Origin of the sequence: Prolixibacter sp. SD074 (genome assembly GCF_009617895.1) — a bacterium.
Taxonomy (GTDB): Bacteria; Bacteroidota; Bacteroidia; order Bacteroidales; family Prolixibacteraceae; genus Prolixibacter.
The window spans coordinates 92,457-112,500 of record NZ_BLAW01000001.1; the positions used below are offsets into that span (position 1 = coordinate 92,457).

13 protein-coding genes, 2 tRNA genes and 2 rRNA genes (1 of these 17 running past the window's edge) are annotated in these 20,044 nt (G+C 46.2%); 15 read left to right on the top strand and 2 right to left on the bottom strand.

The window, feature by feature from the left end; all coding sequences use genetic code 11:
- Positions 1 to 51 precede the first annotated feature (51 nt).
- The 5 genes from rpoC to GJU82_RS00470 all read left to right on the top strand — a co-directional run bounded on the left by rpoC (position 52) and on the right by GJU82_RS00470 (position 8,315).
- The gene (gene rpoC, locus GJU82_RS00450; RefSeq protein WP_153630353.1) at positions 52 to 4,329 is read left to right on the top strand and encodes a DNA-directed RNA polymerase subunit beta'; all 4,278 of its coding nucleotides are present in this window, start codon (positions 52 to 54) and stop codon (positions 4,327 to 4,329) included.
- Between the two features lie 11 nt (positions 4,330 to 4,340).
- Positions 4,341 to 4,661, top strand: a complete 321-nt coding sequence (locus GJU82_RS00455; protein ID WP_153630354.1) for a DUF3467 domain-containing protein — start codon at positions 4,341 to 4,343, stop codon at positions 4,659 to 4,661.
- A gap of 173 nt (positions 4,662 to 4,834) precedes the next feature.
- The gene (locus GJU82_RS00460; RefSeq protein WP_153630355.1) at positions 4,835 to 5,089 is read left to right on the top strand and encodes an oxaloacetate decarboxylase; all 255 of its coding nucleotides are present in this window, start codon (positions 4,835 to 4,837) and stop codon (positions 5,087 to 5,089) included.
- A gap of 84 nt (positions 5,090 to 5,173) precedes the next feature.
- On the top strand, positions 5,174 to 7,084 hold the full coding sequence (locus GJU82_RS00465; RefSeq protein WP_153630356.1) for a biotin/lipoyl-containing protein: 1,911 nt from the start codon (positions 5,174 to 5,176) through the stop codon (positions 7,082 to 7,084).
- 46 nt (positions 7,085 to 7,130) lie between these two features.
- On the top strand, positions 7,131 to 8,315 hold the full coding sequence (locus tag GJU82_RS00470; protein WP_228488497.1) for a sodium ion-translocating decarboxylase subunit beta: 1,185 nt from the start codon (positions 7,131 to 7,133) through the stop codon (positions 8,313 to 8,315).
- Between the two features lie 345 nt (positions 8,316 to 8,660).
- On the opposite strand, the gene GJU82_RS00475 is transcribed toward GJU82_RS00470, so the two are convergent.
- Complete coding sequence (locus GJU82_RS00475; protein WP_153630358.1) at positions 8,661 to 9,581, bottom strand: IS1595 family transposase; 921 nt, start codon at positions 9,579 to 9,581, stop codon at positions 8,661 to 8,663.
- Positions 9,582 to 9,876: 295 nt separating this feature from the next.
- Between GJU82_RS00475 and GJU82_RS00480 the strand changes: the two genes are divergently transcribed.
- From GJU82_RS00480 to GJU82_RS00490, 3 genes are read left to right on the top strand one after another with little or no spacing between them, the layout of a single operon-like run.
- Entirely contained in the window at positions 9,877 to 10,728 is an 852-nt protein-coding gene (locus tag GJU82_RS00480) for an electron transfer flavoprotein subunit beta/FixA family protein (protein WP_228488498.1), read from the top strand.
- A 36-nt stretch (positions 10,729 to 10,764) separates the two neighbouring features.
- Complete coding sequence (locus GJU82_RS00485) at positions 10,765 to 11,784, top strand: electron transfer flavoprotein subunit alpha/FixB family protein (protein WP_153630360.1); 1,020 nt, start codon at positions 10,765 to 10,767, stop codon at positions 11,782 to 11,784.
- Positions 11,785 to 11,824: 40 nt separating this feature from the next.
- The gene (locus GJU82_RS00490) at positions 11,825 to 13,534 is read left to right on the top strand and encodes an acyl-CoA dehydrogenase family protein (RefSeq protein WP_153630361.1); all 1,710 of its coding nucleotides are present in this window, start codon (positions 11,825 to 11,827) and stop codon (positions 13,532 to 13,534) included.
- Between the two features lie 36 nt (positions 13,535 to 13,570).
- Here the strand turns inward: GJU82_RS00490 and GJU82_RS00495 are convergent, their stop codons facing one another.
- Positions 13,571 to 14,092, bottom strand: a complete 522-nt coding sequence (locus GJU82_RS00495) for a GNAT family N-acetyltransferase (RefSeq protein WP_153630362.1) — start codon at positions 14,090 to 14,092, stop codon at positions 13,571 to 13,573.
- A 277-nt stretch (positions 14,093 to 14,369) separates the two neighbouring features.
- Between GJU82_RS00495 and modA the strand changes: the two genes are divergently transcribed.
- The 7 genes from modA to GJU82_RS00530 all read left to right on the top strand — a co-directional run.
- Complete coding sequence (gene modA / locus GJU82_RS00500; RefSeq protein WP_194830922.1) at positions 14,370 to 15,185, top strand: molybdate ABC transporter substrate-binding protein; 816 nt, start codon at positions 14,370 to 14,372, stop codon at positions 15,183 to 15,185.
- The gene (modB, locus tag GJU82_RS00505) at positions 15,182 to 15,883 is read left to right on the top strand and encodes a molybdate ABC transporter permease subunit (RefSeq protein ID WP_153630364.1); all 702 of its coding nucleotides are present in this window, start codon (positions 15,182 to 15,184) and stop codon (positions 15,881 to 15,883) included. The genes modA and modB overlap by 4 nt, the downstream gene beginning before the upstream one ends.
- 24 nt (positions 15,884 to 15,907) lie before the next feature.
- Positions 15,908 to 17,011: a molybdenum ABC transporter ATP-binding protein gene (gene modC / locus GJU82_RS00510; protein WP_153630365.1), complete on the top strand. Its 1,104-nt coding sequence runs from the start codon at positions 15,908 to 15,910 to the stop codon at positions 17,009 to 17,011.
- Positions 17,012 to 17,679: 668 nt separating this feature from the next.
- Positions 17,680 to 19,199, top strand: a 16S ribosomal RNA gene (locus GJU82_RS00515).
- A 243-nt stretch (positions 19,200 to 19,442) separates the two neighbouring features.
- Positions 19,443 to 19,519: transfer RNA gene (locus GJU82_RS00520), tRNA-Ile, on the top strand.
- An 86-nt stretch (positions 19,520 to 19,605) separates the two neighbouring features.
- Positions 19,606 to 19,679, top strand: a tRNA-Ala gene (locus GJU82_RS00525).
- A 214-nt stretch (positions 19,680 to 19,893) separates the two neighbouring features.
- Positions 19,894 to 20,044 (top strand): 23S ribosomal RNA (locus tag GJU82_RS00530) (it continues 2,746 nt past the right edge of the window).
- Together the 16S and 23S rRNA genes with 2 tRNA genes alongside form the textbook arrangement of a ribosomal RNA operon.

Consider the following 20,044-nt stretch of genomic DNA (forward strand, 5'->3'; position numbering starts at 1 on the left):
GAAGCACCATACTTCAGATATTGTATTCTTTACAAACTCTTTCGATAAATTATGGCATTCAGACGAGACAACAAGGTCAAAAGTAACTTCTCGAAAATTACCATCAGTTTGGCGTCTCCGGAAGAAATTCTGGAACGTTCACACGGGGAAGTACTGAAGCCAGAGACGATTAATTACCGCACCTATAAGCCCGAACGTGACGGTCTTTTCTGTGAAAGGATCTTCGGGCCTGTAAAAGACTATGAATGTCATTGCGGGAAATACAAACGCATCCGTTACCGCGGTATCGTTTGTGACCGGTGTGGTGTTGAAGTGACAGAGAAGAAAGTACGTCGCGAGCGCATGGGACACATCTCACTGGTGGTTCCGGTAGCCCACATTTGGTATTTCAAATCACTTCCGAACAAAATCGGTTACCTGCTTGGTTTGCCAACCAAGAAACTCGATTCCATCATTTACTACGAACGCTACGTGGTTATTAACCCGGGTATCAAACGTAATGATGGTGTAAAATATCTTGATTTCCTTACGGAAGAAGAGTATCTCGATATCATTGAGACGCTGCCGAAGGAGAATCAAACACTGGATGATGATCATCCGGACAAATTCATCGCTGACATGGGCGCCGAAGGACTGTATCGTCTGCTCGAACGTCTTAACCTGGATGAAATGTCCTACGATCTCCGTCACAAAGCTAACACGGAGACTTCGCAACAGCGGAAAAACGAGGCGTTGAAACGTCTCCAGGTCGTTGAAGCTTTCCGTGCATCGAAAGGCCGTAACCGGCCGGAATGGATGATCGTGAAAGTTGTACCGGTAATCCCACCGGATTTGCGTCCGCTGGTACCGTTGGATGGTGGACGTTTTGCGACTTCCGACCTGAACGACTTGTATCGTAGGGTTATCATCCGGAACAATCGTTTGAAACGACTGATTGAAATTAAAGCCCCCGAAGTGATTCTCCGTAACGAGAAACGGATGCTTCAGGAAGCGGTTGATTCACTCTTCGATAACAGCCGTAAATCCAATGCAGTGAAAACGGATAATAACCGTGCACTGAAATCACTCTCCGACTCGCTGAAAGGTAAGCAGGGACGTTTCCGTCAGAACCTTCTGGGTAAACGTGTCGACTATTCAGCCCGTTCGGTAATTGTGGTTGGACCAACTCTTCAAATCCACGAGTGTGGTATTCCGAAGGATATGGCTGCCGAGCTTTACAAACCGTTCATTATTCGTAAACTGATTGAGCGCGGAATTGTAAAGACGGTTAAATCGGCGAAAAAAATTGTCGACCGGAAAGATCCGGTTATTTGGGATATTCTGGAGAATGTGATGAAAGGACACCCGGTTATGCTAAACCGTGCTCCTACGCTTCACCGACTCTCTATTCAGGCATTCCAGCCGGTATTGGTCGAAGGTAAAGCTATCCGTCTGCACCCGTTGGTTTGTACCGGTTTTAACGCCGACTTCGACGGTGACCAGATGGCTGTTCACCTTCCGTTAGGTAATGCTGCGATTCTTGAAGCTCAGTTGCTGATGTTGTCGTCACATAACCTGCTGAACCCGGCCAACGGTGCTCCGATTACCGTACCTTCTCAGGACATGGTATTGGGTTTGTATTACATGACCAAACCACGAAAAGGTGCACGCGGCGAAGGTTTGACTTTCTATTCACCTGAAGAGGCAATTATTGCTCATAATGAAGGCAAAGCCGAATTGCATGCCATTGTCAACTGTAAAGTGGTTGACCTGGATGAAAATGGCGAGCTGAAGGAGCACATGATTGAAACCACGGTAGGTCGAATCATTGTCAATGAATTGGTACCGAAAGAAGCTGGTTACATCAACAAACTGTTGACGAAAAAAGCTTTGCGTGAAATCATTTCGTTGATTCTGAAGCGGACCAACAATGCCATTACAGCTCAATTCCTTGATGACATCAAAAATACAGGTTACAAAATGGCATACCGTGGAGGCCTGTCATTCAACCTCGATGACGTTATTATCCCGGATGAAAAATCAGATATGGTTGCTGAAGGTTATGCCGAAGTTGAAGAGGTGATGGCCAACTATAATATGGGGTTCATTACCAACAACGAACGCTACAACCAGGTAATTGATATTTGGACACATGTTAACGCGAAGTTGACGCAGAATGTAATGCAAACGTTGAGTACTGATAAGCAGGGGTTCAACTCGATTTATATGATGCTTGACTCAGGAGCCCGTGGTTCTAAAGAGCAGATTCGTCAGCTTTGTGGCATGCGTGGTTTGATGGCGAAACCCCAAAAGTCAGGTTCAACCGGAGCTCAGATTATTGAGAACCCGATTTTGGCCAACTTCAAAGAAGGACTTTCGGTACTCGAGTACTTTATTTCTACTCACGGTGCACGTAAGGGTTTGGCCGATACCGCACTTAAAACTGCCGATGCGGGTTATTTGACCCGTCGTCTGGTTGACGTGGCCCAGGATGTCATTATTACGGAAAGTGATTGTGGTACACTGCGTGGATTGGTAGCCAGCGCTATCAAGAACAACGAGGAGATCGTTGCATCGCTGTATGAACGTATTCTGGGGCGTACCACCGTTCATGATATCTTCCATCCGATGACCGGTGATTTGATCATCCGTTCGGGACAGGAAATAACCGAAGAGGTAGCAAAAATTATTGACGAATCACCCATCGAGCGTGTTGAAATCCGTTCGGTACTGACCTGCGAATCTGAAGTTGGAGTTTGCGCCAAATGCTATGGACGCAACCTGGCTACCGGTCGCATGGTTTCTGCTGGTGAGTCGGTTGGTGTTATTGCTGCCCAGTCCATTGGTGAGCCAGGTACTCAGCTTACACTGAGAACGTTCCACGTGGGAGGTATTGCCGGTAACGTTTCGTCACAATCTACGGTTGTGGCACGTTACAATGGTATTGCCCAGTTCGAGGAACTCCGTTCAGTTGAATGGACCGACGATGCCGGCGACAAGATGGATATTGTTGTTAGTCGTTTGGCCGAGTTGAAAATTGTAGATAAGAATACGGGTATTCCGTTGTCGACACATACATTGCCTTATGGTTCTAAACTTTACGTAAAAGAAGGCGAACCTATTAGTAAGGATAGCAAGCTTTGCGAATGGGACCCGTACAACGGTGTTATTATTACCGAATTCAAAGGTCGCGTTTCTTATCAGGATTTGATTGACTCGATAACTTATCGGGAAGAATCCGATGAGCAGACCGGATATAAGGAAAAAGTAATCGTTGAAACGCGCGATAAAACAAAGAACCCAACGTTACGTATTCTCAATGAGAAGGGCGAGGTATTGCGTTCATACAACCTCCCGGTAGGAGGTCACTTGAGTGTTGATGAAGGTGCGACGGTGAATGCGGGTGATGTATTGATGAAAATTCCGCGTGCTTCCGGTAAAGCGGGCGATATCACCGGTGGCCTGCCGAGGGTAACTGAGCTGTTTGAAGCACGTAATCCCTCCAATCCAGCGGTTGTTTCTGAAATTGACGGCGAGGTTTCATTGGGTAAAATCAAGCGGGGTAACCGCGAGATTATCATCACTTCCCGCTTAGGCGATGTGAAGAAATATTTGGTTCCGCTGTCTCGTCAGATTTTGGTTCAGGAGAACGATTATGTTCGGGCAGGTACATCGCTTTCTGATGGCGCTACCACTCCGGCTGACATCTTACGGATTAAAGGCCCGACCGAAGTTCAGGAGTACATTGTGAATGAAGTACAGGACGTTTATCGCATGCAGGGGGTAAAGATCAATGATAAGCACTTTGAAGTAATCGTTCGCCAGATGATGCGCAAAGTTGATATCGATGATCCGGGAGATACCCGATTCCTGGAAAAACAGATTGTCGACAAGAGCGAATTCAACCAGGAGAATGACTGGATTTACGACAAAATGGTCGTAAACGATCCGGGTGATTCGGAAACCTTGCGTTCAGGCCAGATTATCACGGCCCGTCGTTTGCGCGATGAAAACTCGCTACTGAAACGTCGCGACAAGAAAATTGTGGAAGCACGTCCTGCAGTACCTGCCACTTCGAGCCAGGTATTACAAGGTATTACCCGTGCGGCACTACAAACCAAGTCGTGGATGTCAGCTGCATCGTTCCAGGAAACTACCAAGGTATTGAATGAAGCTGCTATCAACGGAAAGGTCGATTACCTCGAAGGCCTGAAGGAAAATGTCATTTGTGGACACCTTATTCCGGCGGGTACAGGTAAACGCGAATACCGCAACCTGGTAGTCGGCTCACGTGAGGAGTACGATCGTTTGGTAGACATCAAGGCATCCGAAAATGTAGATGCTGAATAACCTGTATTACCATGAATGAAGATAAAAATCAACAACAGCAGTTGAACATCGAGTTGAGTGATGAAGTAGGACAGGGAACATTTTCCAACCTGGCTATCATCACCCATTCGCCAACCGAGTTCATTGTGGATTTTATACGTGTAATGCCGGGGCTTCCGAAAGCCAAGGTGAAATCGCGGGTGATTCTCACTCCGGAACACGCTAAAAGGCTTATGAAAGCATTGCAGGATAATATCCAAAAGTATGAATCGCTTCATGGCCCCATCAAAAATATTGCTGAAGGACATGAGCCGGGTATCCCCATGACCTTTGGACCCAAGGGTGAGGCTTAAGTAATTGACAATAAGTGTTAAAAGGTTCTTTCGATTCGGAAGGACCTTTTTTTTTAGGGCGAGTTTAAATTCTGGGGCCACTATTTAGTTTCATTTTGAATGTAATAATCACTAAAATTGGCCTTCATGGAAAAACTTTTATATAAAAATGTAAATTATTAAATAGTTAGATTATGAGTGAGGAATATGCTCTGGCATTTAAGCTTCTTGGAGTAGGGATGATCACCGTTTTCCTGATTCTTCTTCTTGTTGTCGTTTTCGGAAATGTAATTATCCGGTTGGTTAATAAATATTTTCCGGAAGCAGAAAAGGTCTTTCCTACTGACACAGACAAAGGAATCAATCGGAAAAAACTGGCAGTTATTACCGCAGTAGTAAATATTACGACCAGGGGCAAAGGAAAAATGACCAACATCGAAAAACTTTGACTGGACTGACCACCCATGCCAGCCAGCCAATAACCTTAAAACAATAAAAACAACTGTGCCGATGTCGGCAAAAATAATGTAACTATGAAGCGTAAGATTAAGTTTTCACTGTTGTATCGTGATATGTGGCAGTCGTCGGGGAAATATGTGCCCCGGGTAGACCAATTGGTGAAGGTCGCTCCGCATATCGTTAATATGAGATGTTTTGCACGGGTGGAAACCAATGGTGGTGGATTTGAGCAAATCAATCTCCTTTTTGGTGAAAATCCTAATAAATCAGTCCGTGAATGGACACAGCCCTTCAACGATGCAGGAATCCAAACCCATATGCTCGAGCGTGCCCTGAACGGCATTCGCATGAGCCCTGTCCCGGCTGATGTTCGTCGTTTGATGTTCAAGGTGAAAAAGAAACAGGGAACCGACATTGCCCGATCTTTTTGTGGTTTGAACGATCCCCGCAATATCAAGGATTCAATTAAATATGCCAAAGAAGGCGGAATGATTGCCCAGGCGGCACTTTCGCTTACCTATTCCGAAGTTCATACGGTAAATTATTACGTGAACCTGGCAGATGATTTGATTCAGGCGGGAGCCGATGAAATTTGTCTGAAAGATATGGCCGGAATTGGCCGCCCCGCATGGTTGGGGAAAATTACCGCCGGCATCAAGGAAAAACATCCCGATATCGTGATTGAATACCACGGGCACACGACTCCCGGATTTACCATGGCTTCTATTTTGGAGGTTGCCCGTGCGGGTGCTGACATTATCGATGTAGGTATGGAACCCCTTTCATGGGGAACAGGACATGCCGATTTGCTTTCCGTTCATGAGATGCTGAAGGATGACGGCTTCGATGTGCCGGATATCAATATGGTTGAGTACATGAAAGTCCGTAGCCTGACGCAGGAATTTATGGATGATTTCCTCGGGTATTATATAAACCCGCGTAACCGCTATATTAACTCCTTGTTGATTGGTCCCGGCCTTCCCGGTGGTATGATGGGAAGTTTGATGTCCGATCTGGAAAATAACCTGGCCAGTCTGAATAAATGGAAAGCTAAACGTAACGAGCCACAGCTTTCGCAGGACGATTTGCTCATCAAACTTTTCGATGAAGTGAAATACATTTGGCCAAAATTGGGGTACCCGCCACTGGTAACACCCTTTAGCCAGTATGTGAAGAACCTGGCGCTGATGAATGTAATGCAGATGGAGAAAGGCAAAGGGCGCTGGTCGATGATTGCAGACAACATCTGGGACATGCTTTTAGGATATTCAGGAAAACTGCCCGGAGAACTGGCACCGGAATTGGCACAACTTGCCAAAGAAGCAGGCAAAGAATTTTATACCGGGCATCCGCAGGATCCGTATCCGGATGCGCTCGATACTTTCCGTAAGGAAATGGACGAAAAAGGTTGGGATTACGGTCAGGATGACGAGGAATTGCTCGAACTGGCTATGCATCCCGAACAATACCGGGCCTATAAATCAGGCGAAGCCAAGAAAGCTTTTAACGAAGATTTGGCCAAGCGAAAAGCAGAAGGAAGCGGCGTGAATACGAAGCCTGAGCCGGTTAAACCGGCAGCTACAGCAGTCGCTTCATTGGCTGATTTTGCTCCCACATCCATGAATATCAATGTCGACGGCGAAATTTTCAAGGTGACGGTTTCGTATGGTGACGAGCAAACAACGGCTGGAGCTCCAGCAGCACCTGCTTCAACGAGTACCCCGGCAGCAGCCATGCCTGCAGTTGATGGAAAAGTTCGTGAGATTCTGGCACCGCTGGAAGGTAAATTTTACCTGACCAAGGACTCATCAGAGACTGCAATTAAAGTGGGAGACACCATTAACGCAGGTGACCTGATAGGTTATGTAGAGGCCATGAAAACATACAATGCCATTAAAGCCGATGTAGGCGGACAGGTTGTGGAACTTGTTCAAAATAGTGGCAGCGATGTGGAAGAGGATGATGTACTGGTCCGGATTAAATAAGGCCTGAAACCTGATTAACATGGAAATTTTAAAAAGTCTGTATCGAATGACCGCATTTCAGGCGATCTTCGGGCACCCTTCCGTTTTGCTGATGTTGTTTATCGGCTCGGTGCTCTTGTATCTTGGAATTCGAAAAAAATATGAACCCTTATTGCTCGTGCCCATTGCCTTCGGAATTATTCTGGCGAATCTTCCGGGTGGCCAGATGGGCGTTGTTCCCGGCGAAAGCATTGCGTTAGGAAAAGAGCATTACATGAACCTGTTCGAGATTGCCCATAAGTTTGGCATCATGAACTTTCTGTACTATGCACTCATCAAAACCGGTTTGTTACCGCCGTTGATCTTTATGGGAGTTGGCGCGCTGACTGACTTTGGGCCGATGTTGCGGAACCTGCGGCTGGCATTTTTTGGCGCCGCAGCTCAGATTGGTATTTTCACGGTATTTCTGGCAGCTATCGGTTTGGGATTTACGCCGCGTGAAGCTGGTTCGCTGGGAATTATCGGTGGTGCTGATGGCCCGACAGCTATTTATACCACGATCAAATTAGCGCCACATCTGCTGGGACCGATTGCCATCGCTGCATACTCATATATGTCGTTGGTTCCCGTTATTATACCATTGGTTGTGAGAGGCATGGTATCGAAGAATGAGTTGAAGATTAACATGAAGGAGCAGGACAAACTCTTTCCACCAAAGCATAAGATCAAAAATCTGAAGCTGGTGAAAATTCTGTTCCCCATTACAATGATCATCGTGATTGCCATTTTGGTACCTACAGCAACTCCGCTTTTGGGGATGTTGTTCTTCGGTAATCTGGTGAAGGAAATTGGAAGTACAGTGAGCCGCCTGACCGATGCGGCTACCACAACCATTATGAACTCAGCTACTATTTTTCTGGGCCTGACCGTAGGTGCTACCATGACGGCAGATGTGTTCCTTGAACCCAAAACTCTCGGCATCATTGTCGGCGGATTTCTGGCGTTTTCCATTTCCATTGCCGGTGGAATTGTTGCTGTGAAGTTGTACAACGTTTTCTCCAAAAAGAAAATCAATCCGCTGGTGGGAGCTACCGGATTGAGCGCTGTCCCAATGGCATCGCGTGTGGCCAACGAAATTGCTTTGAAGCATGATTCGGGTAATCATCTTCTGCAATACTGCATGGCCAGTAATATTTCGGGAGTTATTGGTTCGGCCGTTGCTGCCGGTGTGTTGATGACATTCCTGGCCTGATAATAGATACGAACCAAATTCTAAAGCCATCCTTCATTATTGAGGGGTGGCTTTTCTTCATACATCGAGCGCTGCATTGTATGTTGTTTACACAATTAAAATATCCTTTTTAAACCAGCTTTCCTCATATATAAAACATGTTTAAACTTCGATATGACTGGATTGTGGAACTTGATCAATCCAATTTTCGGGAGATGGTCAACTATAACATATAGTAACTATTATTCCGCAGGAATTTTGATACTTTTAAAAAAGAGGGAATTCCTATCCGCAGTATCCAAACCATTCGCACCGATTCGCCCTCGTTTAGAGTCGTTCCGAAAATAAAATTATTGAATTAGGCATTTAAATAATACTTTGTTTATAAGGGAAGGGCTCTGCATTAACCATTCTGGTTAAAAGGCTATCGAAGATTCTTTCCTTCATATTACTTCGGTTAAACCGGTAGCAGTATTCATCAATATAGGCTTGCAAATTTTCGACTTGGTGGTGCATGCCCCGGAGCCAGCCTTTGAAGCCCATAATACACCTGTGCAAGTCAGGGAAGTTGCCGCCCTTTTTCCCTGAATCAACCTGCACAAGATTACTGAAGTCTTTTACCAAAGGGGAATATCCTCGCCATTTATCTGTCTTTATTTGTGCACTTGTCTCAATGGTCATTTTCATAAACCCACCAAGTTCCTTCGAACTGCTCTGCTTGATGACCTTTCCGTACATACGGCTAACTCCTTTGCCGTTTCTCTCAATGGCAAATACAACCAACTTCTTTTTGCCGTTTTTTCTCCCCACAACCCCTTCTTCCTGGCCGCCGACAACTGTTTCATCAACTTCGGCCTTGCCATCGATTTTATGGTTGCCACTGCTTTCCATGGCTTTCATTACCTTGCCTTTGAACTTCCAGCAGGTCTTTTGTCTTAACCCAAGCTTTCTGCTTAGTTCCGTACTGCTGATCCCTTTTTTACTCGTACTTACATAATAAACAATGTAAAAGGCCTTTAATACCGAGAACTTTAACTGGTGAAACAATGTCCCGCTCGTTGGGGAGGAGATTCGGTGGCAACTGGTACACTGTCTGTCGAATAGGCGCTTTCCGTTACAATAATTGGTGTGTCCACAATTGGGGCAAACAAAGCCAGTCCCCCATTTTAGTTCAGTCAAATATTGATAACAAGAATCTTCGTCAGGGAAACGTTCCTGAAACTCAAAAATAGTAAGGCTTCTGAATTTGTTCTCCATTTTTATAATATTTCCCCCTAAAGTAGACATTTCTATTGTATTTACAAAGAGCCTAATTCAATAAAATTATTCTAAATTGAGTAGTGGCTCGATAATATCATAAACTTTCGACCGGAAGGTTAATTTGTTTTAATCTCTTGAACCATGGGATGTGGAGCATCCCAAACTTGGTGTGCTTTTACTCTTTTTCCAAAAAGAAAACCTAATTCGGATCGAAGTGTCTTAAACTCATCTTGATAACATATGGTTGAAATTCTATATTTGCTCACTTCCGTGAATATAAAACTCATACCGAATCACTATGAAGGGTTTAAAAATTATAGTTTTGGCAAAACAGGTTCCCGATACCCGAAATGTTGGGAAAGATGCCATGAAAGCCGACGGGACAGTGAACCGGGCTGCCTTGCCCGCCATCTTCAACCCCGAGGATCTGAACGCGCTGGAGCAGGCTTTACAATTAAAAGGCCGTTATCCCGGAACAACCGTTTCGTTATTAACCATGGGCCCAGGCCGTGCTGCTGAGATTATCCGCGAAGGACTATATCGTGGCGCTGATGACGGTGTTTTGTTGACAGACAGGGCATTTGCCGGTTCTGATACCTTAGCTACCTCATATGCATTAGCACAGGCTATCAAAGAGATGGGCGAAGTTGATTTGATTATCGCCGGCCGCCAGGCTATCGACGGTGATACGGCCCAGGTTGGCCCGCAGGTAGCTGAAAAACTGGGACTTCCGCAAGTAACATACGTCGAGAAAATAATGGATACAGATGGGAAGCATATTACGGCTCTTCGTCGCCTCGAGAACGGTGTGGAAACCGTTAAGGCTCCGCTTCCATTGGTATTGACTGTAAACGGCAGTGCTGCGACGTGCCGTACCCGGAATGCTGCATTGCTGATGAAATACAAACACGCACGTACGGTAACCGAGCGTCAGGAAGCCAGCGAAGATTACCTCTTTCTGTATGATTCGCGTCCTTTCCTCAATATTCGTGAAATGACCGTGAACGATATCAAGGCTGAGCAGGAACAGCTTGGACTGAGCGGTTCGCCTACCAAGGTAAAGAAAATTGAGAATGTAGTATTGCAGGCAAAAGATGCGAAGGTTCTCAAACCGGTCGACAAGGATATCGATTTGTTAATGAAAGAATTGATCTTGAGCCACACCATCGGTTGATGCCGCTCAAACAGACGATTAAAAAAACGGAAAATCATGAATAACGTATTTGTATATTGCGAAGTTGAGGATGGCGTTGTGGCCGAGGTGAGTCAGGAATTGCTGACCAAAGGACGCAGCCTGGCCAATCAACTCAAATGCAAACTGGAAGCTGTCGTCATCGGTAAAGGACTCGATGGCGTCGAAAATCAGATATTCCCTTATGGTGCAGATGTGGTACACATTGCCGACGATCCCCGTTTGGAGCCTTTTACTACATCACCTCACGCAACGATTCTGAATAAGCTTTTCGATAAAGAGAAGCCGCAGATTGCCCTGATGGGAGCAACTCCTGTTGGACGTGACCTGGGACCACGTGTTTCCTCTGCTCTTCATAGTGGATTAACTGCCGATTGTACCAGTCTGGAAATTGGACCGCATGAAGACAAGAAAGCTGGTAAAACCTACGAAAATCTGTTGTATCAGATTCGCCCGGCATTTGGTGGAAACATCATCGCTACTATCATCAATCCCGACTGCCGTCCGCAAATGGCGACGGTTCGCGAAGGTGTGATGAAAAAGGAGGTGATGAATCCGGAGTACAAAGGCAAAGTGAAGAAGCTGGATGTGGCTCAGTATGTATCCGATGAAGACTTTGTCGTTTCGGTTATCGAGCGCCACATGGAGAAAAAGAAGGTGAATATAAAAGGCGCACCGATTATTGTTGCTGGCGGATATGGCGTGGGGTCCAAAGAGAATTTCAAAATGTTATACGAACTGGCCGAAGTATTGGGCGGTGAAGTTGGGGCTTCGCGTGCAGCTGTTGATTCCGGTTATGCCGAACACGAACGTCAGATTGGACAGACGGGGGTCACTGTTCGTCCAAAGTTATACATCGCCTGTGGCATTTCGGGACAAGTTCAGCATCGGGCCGGCATGGAAGAATCGGCACAGATTATTTCTATCAATACCGATCCCGATGCACCCATCAACAGCATTGCCGATTATGTAATTCACGGTGATGTTGGTGAAGTGATTCCCAAGATGGTCAGGTTTTATAAATCAAACACCAAGTAATTGAGGGTTGAACCGGGTCCGTCCCGTAAAAATTAGAGAAATGGCTAATTATTATACCGATAATAAAGATTTGAAATTCTATCTGACGCATCCGCTGATGCAGAAGATTGTTGCTCTCAAAGAGCGGAATTTCAGCGACAAGGAAAATTTTGATTATGCGCCGCTTGATTTTGAGGATGCCATGGACAGCTACGATCGCGTGCTGGAAGTGGTGGGTGAAATTAGTGGTGACATCATTGCACCCAATGCCGAAGGTGTTGATCAGGAAGGTCCTGAGGTTGTTAACGAGCACGTTAACTATGCCAGTGGTACTGTCGAAAATATTAGGGCGCTGGTTGATGCAGGTTTGATGGGTATCACTCTTCCCCGGCAGTATGGTGGATTGAACTTCCCGATTGTTCCTTACATTATGGCTGCTGATATTGTTTCACGCGCCGATGCCGGTTTCGTGAACATCTGGGGACTTCAGGATTGCGCTGAAACGCTGAATGAGTTCGCTTCGCCTGAGCAAAAAGAGTATTATCTGCCCCGGGTCTGTAAAGGCGAAACCATGGCGATGGATTTGACCGAACCGGATGCCGGTTCCGATTTGCAGTCTGTCCAGCTGAAAGCAACCTACGACGAGAAAAATGATGTTTGGTTACTGAATGGTGTGAAGCGTTTCATCACCAACGGCGACGGCGATATTTCGCTGGTCCTCGCCCGTTCAGAAGAAGGGACGAATGATGGCCGTGGTCTTTCGATGTTTGTGTATGACAAGCAACAAGGAGGCGTAAAAGTTCGTCGTATTGAGCATAAAATGGGTATCATCGGCTCACCAACCTGTGAGCTGGTGTTCAAGAATGCACCGGCCGAGTTGGTTGGTTCACGCCGTATGGGACTAATCAAGTACGTGATGGCGTTGATGAACGGTGCCCGTTTGGGAATTGCTGCTCAGTCAGTCGGTGTTTCGGAGGCTGCTTACCGGGAAGCGTTGGATTATGCCCGTGAGCGTCAGCAATTCGGCAAACCGATTATTAAGTTTCCGGCCGTGTACGAAATGCTTTCAGTAATGAAAGCTAAGCTCGATGCTTCGCGTACATTGTTGTATGAAACTGCTCGCTTTGTAGATGTTTACAAGACTTATCAACATATTTCGGAAGAGCGCAAACTGGAGAAAGAAGAGCGTGACGAAATGAAGGAATACCAGCGTTCGTCCGATTTCTTCACGCCGTTGGCTAAGGGTATCAGTTCTGAATACTGTAACCAGAATGCTTACGATGCAGTTCAGATCCATGGCGGTTCCGGTTTCATGAAGGATTATCCGGTAGAACGTATTTATCGCGATGCCCGTATTACTTCTATTTATGAAGGAACGACCCAGTTGCAGGTAGTTGCAGCCATTCGTGGTGTGACAACCGGTGGATATCTGAAGAAAATACGTGAATACGAGAAAGCGGAGCTGAAACCCGAATTGGAGAAATTCCGCCGTACCCTTATTTCGCTTACGGAGGATTACGAAGAAGCAGTAAAGAAAGTGCATGATGCAGAGGATAATGAATTCCTCGATTTCCACGCACGCAGATTGGTTGAGATGGCGGGTTACATCATCATGAGTTACTTGCTGGTTCTCGATACCAACCGGGACAGTTCGTTTCTGCGTTCAGCAGTTGTTTTCAATAAAATTGCCAAGGCCGAAGTGCGTTCCAGGTCCGAATTTATTCGTGTTTCATCACTCGAAGATATCGGACATTACAAATATGAAGCATAAAACAAAAGAGGCCTCCATCCGGGGCCTCTTCCTATTTTACTCGCTGGATAAGTCTTTTTCAGCTGCGGTCGATTTTATTCCTTCTTCCGAGTCATCGAGTATTCGTTCCCAGAAAAGCATTTTGGGATTGGAGGATCCAAAATCGAAATCACGGTAAACCTCCATGGCCCGGTGATTATCTTCCCGTACTTCCAGGTTAACCCGACAGCAATTTTCATTTCGAGCCAAAGCAAGAACATAGCCTACTAGTTTGTGCCCTAGTCCCTTATTCCTGCAGCTCTTTTTCACAATCACATCATGAATATTAATGAGTGGACGTGCCTGGAAAGTTGAAATGTTTTTGAATGTGGTAATCATCCCGGCAACTTCTCCTTCATACAGAACAAAAAACGCACGGAAGTTGGGTTGATTATTTAATTGGACGAAAAGTTCTTCGGCTCTCGATCGGTTCAATGTCTCCCCACCACCCATATCGTCCGAAATGTAGTGATTTAGTAAATCGATGAACGCTAATTGGTGTGGATGCGTGGTTAAGTTACATTGAATAATCTGGCTCATTTGGGAAAAGTTTATTTGGGCTCTAGCGGAATTCCGGTATTCAGTTTCTGCTCATCAGCTCATTATATTGAATTTTAAATTGCAATAAAATGGCTATGGAAATAGGGAAAATGCTATTCGCGTGTCAGTAAAAATAATAAAAATTAATCATAAGTAATATGTACTGAACGATATGATTTTCCGTAATTGCATAAATTCGTTCTTCATTTTGTCGTAAATGTTTATGAGCAGAAAACCTTCTCAGTTACCTTTTTATATTTGTAGAAATTGTGAATATATGCGCTTAACGACCGGCCTCATTAGCTTCATCCTGATATTCTTATTTTCGTGTCAATCGAAAACAGGCAAGAAGAATCTATCAGAAAAGTCGAAGCAGGGAATCAGCGTTTTCGCGGCAGCGAGTTTAGCCGATGTAGTGTCAAATCTAGCTAAGGAATATCAAACGAAATCGGGTGTAAAGGTAGCATTGAATTTTGCTTCTTCAGGAACCCTGGCCCGGCAGATGCAGGAAGGTGCCGCTCCCGGAATTTACCTTTCGGCCAGTCCGCGATGGATGAAATTCGCCTGCAGAAATGGCTCTGCTGATTCAACCTTTTGTTTTCCGGTGGCCCGAAATAGTCTGGTCGTTGTTGTTCCAACGAATAGTCGCATCGACACATTGCCCATTACTTCATCACTTAATTTTCCCGGTTCTTTTAATTGTCGGTTGGCGATTGGCGATCCGGCCCACGTTCCGGCAGGGCAATATGCAGCTGAAGCATTGAAATCGATGGGGTGGTTTAAGCCTCTGCAGTCTCGTTTCCTGAAAACAAAAGATGTACGTTCGGCGCTGATGGTGGTGGAATTGGGCGAGTGCGAAATGGGAATTGTGTACGCTACCGATGCGATGAAATCGAAAAAAGTCAGAGCGGTAGGCGTTTTCCCGGAAGATTCGCATCAGCCGGTTGAATACTGGGCCGCAAAAGGGAAATTTGGTGGTTCGACTGCCGATTCGTTACTGGAATATTTGCATTCCGCTGAAGCTGATTATATTTGGAAAAAGTTCGGCTTTAAAACCATCGCTGAACCTCGAAAATCCAATAATAACAAATGACCGACCTGTTTAACTTCACTGCTTCCGATTTATCGGCCATTTCGCTTTCGCTGAAAGTAGCTATCTGGTCTTCGATAATTGCATTGCCATTTGCCATTGCAATAGGGTGGTTTCTGGCACGCAATCAATTTCGTGGAAAAGCGTTGCTGGAAGGAGTGATACATCTTCCGTTGGTATTGCCTCCGGTTGTAACAGGCTATCTTTTGCTCATTATTCTGGGCACTAACGGAGTCATTGGTAAATGGCTTTATGACCTCACGGGAATTCGCATCGCTTTTAGTTTTTATGCAGCACTGTTGGCCAGTGTGGTTGTTTCTTTTCCGTTAATCACCCGTTCCATCAGGCTGGCTATCGAATTGGTCGACGAAAAATATGAAGAGGCTGCTCGTACATTGGGAGCTTCGCGGTTAACGACATTTCTTTCCATCACGTTGCCAATGGCTTCGCCGGGTATCATTAGCGGATTTATTCTGGGATTTGCCAGAAGCCTGGGGGAATTTGGTGCCACCATTACCTTTGCGGGAAACATCGAGGGGGAGACCCAAACGCTGCCGTTGGCAGTATTTTCCTATATGCAGGTTCCCGGTCAGGACACGGCTACGTTCCGTTTGGTGATGATATCTGTTCTGTTATCGCTACTGGCAATGATTGTAGCAGAATTCCTGAATCGTAGAGCGATAAAGCGCTCAAGAAAATAGAAAATCAAAAGAAGAGTTAATCCGATGAAGAACGTTATTGAATTCCAGGCCACTTTATCACGAGGAGCATTTCAGTTTGATATGAAATGTGCCTTTGGTAAAGGAATTACCGGGATTTATGGCCCCTCCGGGCATGGAAAGACGACGTTACTTCAGTTAATTAGTGGCTTGTTAAGTCCTGATGACGGGTTCATCAGCATAGGCGACGAGATTGTTTTTGATAAAACACAGAAGAAAAATATTCCTTCCCGTTACCGGAAACTGGGCGTTGTTTTTCAGGAAGGCAGGCTTTTCCCACACCTCTCGGTGGAAGAAAACCTCCGCTATGGCGAAAGGCTTTTGCCGAAATCGAAACGACAAATTCAGTTTGACGATGTGGTTTCCACCCTGGAAATTGGGCATCTTCTAAAAAAGAAGCCAGAACAATGTTCTGGCGGTGAGCAGCAGCGGATTGCAATGGGACGAGCTCTGTTGAAATCTCCGCAATTATTGTTGATGGATGAACCCTTCTCTGCCGTCGATGGCGCCTTGCGGGAACAAATCCTGATTTACCTGGTACGCATTCACCGGAAATATCGGATTCCCATGTTGGTGGTGAGTCACGATCTGCCCGATATCCTTCGCCTGACCGATGAAATTCTCATGGTGCGTGACGGTCGTGTTGAGGCATTCGGCAAATATCTCGATCTCGTATTATCACGAAAGATGTTGCCGCGGAGTTCCGGAGAAGGATTGTTGAATGTGATTTCGCTTTATGTCGATGAAGTCGACGAAGCGCAGGGAATAACAACGCTTACCGGTGAGAAAGGAGAGAAAAAGGTAAAGGTGCATTGCGAAGCTTGCAATGAAGGAGTTGTTTTGGGACGAGAAGTAAAAGTTTCGGTACCGCCAGGCGATATTGCCATTTCGTTGCAGTCGGTTCCCAATATTTCCATCCAAAACCAATTGGAAGGAACCATTAGGCGTTTGCTTTACGAGAACGGGCAGGTCGTTTGCCTGGTGGATGTCGGATTCCCGCTTCTGATTGAACTGACCAGGAGCTCTACCGAACGACTTGGACTGGAGGTTGAGATGAAAGTATTTTGCCTCTTTAAATCCATGTCAGTCAAGGTTTGTGAAATGGATTGATTTCATAATCCGGGATCAATTCTTGGAAATTTCATAGGAAACTGCTTTTCCCTGTCGTATTTGTAAACCTTTTGGCCATGAATTTCGTTTAATAACTCGCCCCCTTGCAAAAAAGGCATGCAATCCATCGACGTATTGGTAGATTTTTATTCTTGAAAATGAACGGCTTTTGATTCTTTTGTTGAAAAAGTTGCCTTTGGGTTTGGAGTAATAGGAAAAAATACGCTTTCTTTGCACCCGCTTTCCGAAAGGGGGGCAGCGTTCAGCCGGTAGTGAAAAGGGGAAGCAGTGAGCCGGAATAGTCCGGTTTAGCAGGGCCGGAATCCGCCGAAAAAAAATCTTGAGCAGTATATGGAAAGCCGGGAAAAAAGGGTTTATCTTTGCGGCCACGTTTTTAGCGAAAAGCGGGCGTTGATAACCGGTACTGGAGCCTAAAGAAAAAAGGCAAAAAAAGATTTGGGATTAACGCAAAAGATTACCTATCTTTGCAACGCTTTTTTCGGCCCGTCCGACGGCAACTGAGGGTTGGGCAGGAGAGCGAAAGTAAAAGAAAGAAGACAAGTTCATTGAAAATATTGAAAAGGAAAGAAGATAAGCACCAGGAGTTCAATTTTCTTTTAGAGGAAAACCCATCGTGCCAGGCAAATAGACATTTAAACTTTTTAATTACAACGAAGAGTTTGATCCTGGCTCAGGATGAACGCTAGCGGGAGGCTTAACACATGCAAGTCGAACGGTAAGGCCCTTTCGGGGGCACACGAGTGGCGCACGGGTGAGTAACGCGTATGCAACCTGCCCTGTACAGGGGGATAGCCCGGAGAAATCCGGATTAATACCCCATAGTTTTCATGAGTCGCATGGCTTATAAAATAAAGCTTCGGCGGTACAGGATGGACATGCGTGGCATTAGCTTGTTGGTAAGGTAACGGCTTACCAAGGCGACGATGCCTAGGGGTTCTGAGAGGATGATCCCCCACACTGGGACTGAGACACGGCCCAGACTCCTACGGGAGGCAGCAGTGAGGAATATTGGTCAATGGGCGATGGCCTGAACCAGCCATCCCGCGTGCAGGAAGACGGCCCTACGGGTTGTAAACTGCTTTTCTGCACCAAGAATAGGCGCTACGTGTAGCGTTATGACGGTAGTGCAGGAATAAGCACCGGCTAACTCCGTGCCAGCAGCCGCGGTAATACGGAGGGTGCAAGCGTTATCCGGATTCATTGGGTTTAAAGGGTGCGTAGGCGGCCCTGTAAGTCAGTGGTGAAATGCTGCAGCTCAACTGTAGGACTGCCATTGAAACTGTGGGGCTTGAGTGCGCCTGAGGTAGGCGGAATGAGTAGTGTAGCGGTGAAATGCTTAGATATTACTCAGAACACCGATTGCGAAGGCAGCTTACTAAAGCGTAACTGACGCTGATGCACGAAAGCGTGGGGAGCGAACAGGATTAGATACCCTGGTAGTCCACGCCGTAAACGATGATAACTCGCTGTTGGCGATACACAGTCAGCGGCAAAGCGAAAGCATTAAGTTATCCACCTGGGGAGTACGATCGCAAGGTTGAAACTCAAAGGAATTGACGGGGGCCCGCACAAGCGGAGGAACATGTGGTTTAATTCGATGATACGCGAGGAACCTTACCTGGGCTTAAATGTGGATTGACCGTTGCTGAAAAGTGACTTCCCTTCGGGGCAATTTACAAGGTGCTGCATGGTTGTCGTCAGCTCGTGCCGTGAGGTGTCGGGTTAAGTCCCATAACGAGCGCAACCCCTATCGTCAGTTGCTAACAGGTCAAGCTGAGGACTCTGGCGAGACTGCCACCGTAAGGTGAGAGGAAGGTGGGGATGACGTCAAATCAGCACGGCCCTTATGCCCAGGGCTACACACGTGTTACAATGGCCGGTACAAAGGGCAGCTACATAGTGATATGATGCTAATCCCAAAAGCCGGTCCCAGTTCGGATTGGAGTCTGCAACCCGACTCCATGAAGCTGGATTCGCTAGTAATCGCGCATCAGCCATGGCGCGGTGAATACGTTCCCGGGCCTTGTACACACCGCCCGTCAAACCATGGAAGCTTGGGGGACCTGAAGTCTGCAACCGCAAGGAGCGGCCTAGGGTAAAACAAGTGACTGGGGTTAAGTCGTAACAAGGTAGCCGTACCGGAAGGTGTGGCTGGAACACCTCCTTTCTGGGGCCGGCACGAGAGGTTTCTGAGAGGAAATGAATGAAGGGTGTTTACTTCTTCCTTTTTAAAAAAAATACTGAAAAACACAGGAGCAATTGAATCCCGATACTTCGGGGGGAGAATTGAAGTTGAGAATTCAATGAAAAACGGTTCTCACGGTTCAATGCACGGGGCCTGAAAGAGGCAGGGGCAGAGCAGGAAACGGACATTATCAATTATCCATTTTCAATTCTCAAATCTGCAAACAGTCCCGTAGCTCAGCTGGTTAGAGCACTACACTGATAATGTAGGGGTCCCCAGTTCAAGTCTGGGCGGGACTACCAGGAACAATTGATAATGGAAAATTGAGAATTGAGAATGAAACTTCCATAATTTTCAATTCTCAATTTTCCATTCTCAATTGGGATCTGGGGGATTAGCTCAGTTGGCTAGAGCGCTTGATTTGCATTCAAGAGGTCATCGGTTCGACTCCGATATTCTCCACAGGCGAGATAAAAGGCCAGGAAATCACGAAGGCACAAGTTCATTTAAAGACATTTTGGAACACGAAGGATTAGGCTGGGGCCTGAAACAAGAAGCAGGGTTCGATTCCCTGTAATCCACAGGCCCAATAATAAGGGTAAAGTTCATTGACATGCTGGAAGAAAAACAGAGTTACAAGAGAAACGCCGAAGGATAAAACCTTCGAACAAGGCGAGAGAAAGTAATGAAGGGCGTACGGGGGATGCCTTGGCTCTCAGGGGCGACGAAGGACGTGATAAGCTGCGAAAAGTCGCGGGGAGGTGCAAATAACCGCTAATCCGCGAATATCCGAATGGGGCAACCCACCATAAGTAATTATGGTATCC

Bases quoted from the DNA above. Each gene is read 5' to 3' on its own strand.
- rpoC (WP_153630353.1), top strand. From the start codon at position 52: ATGGCATTCAGACGAGACAACAAGGTCAAAAGTAACTTCTCGAAAATT.
- GJU82_RS00455 (WP_153630354.1), top strand. From the start codon at position 4,341: ATGAATGAAGATAAAAATCAACAACAGCAGTTGAACATCGAGTTGAGT.
- GJU82_RS00460 (WP_153630355.1), top strand. From the start codon at position 4,835: ATGAGTGAGGAATATGCTCTGGCATTTAAGCTTCTTGGAGTAGGGATG.
- GJU82_RS00465 (WP_153630356.1), top strand. From the start codon at position 5,174: ATGAAGCGTAAGATTAAGTTTTCACTGTTGTATCGTGATATGTGGCAG.
- GJU82_RS00470 (WP_228488497.1), top strand. From the start codon at position 7,131: ATGACCGCATTTCAGGCGATCTTCGGGCACCCTTCCGTTTTGCTGATG.
- GJU82_RS00475 (WP_153630358.1), bottom strand. From the start codon at position 9,581: ATGTCTACTTTAGGGGGAAATATTATAAAAATGGAGAACAAATTCAGA.
- GJU82_RS00485 (WP_153630360.1), top strand. From the start codon at position 10,765: ATGAATAACGTATTTGTATATTGCGAAGTTGAGGATGGCGTTGTGGCC.
- GJU82_RS00490 (WP_153630361.1), top strand. From the start codon at position 11,825: ATGGCTAATTATTATACCGATAATAAAGATTTGAAATTCTATCTGACG.
- GJU82_RS00495 (WP_153630362.1), bottom strand. From the start codon at position 14,092: ATGAGCCAGATTATTCAATGTAACTTAACCACGCATCCACACCAATTA.
- modA (WP_194830922.1), top strand. From the start codon at position 14,370: ATGCGCTTAACGACCGGCCTCATTAGCTTCATCCTGATATTCTTATTT.
- modB (WP_153630364.1), top strand. From the start codon at position 15,182: ATGACCGACCTGTTTAACTTCACTGCTTCCGATTTATCGGCCATTTCG.
- modC (WP_153630365.1), top strand. From the start codon at position 15,908: ATGAAGAACGTTATTGAATTCCAGGCCACTTTATCACGAGGAGCATTT.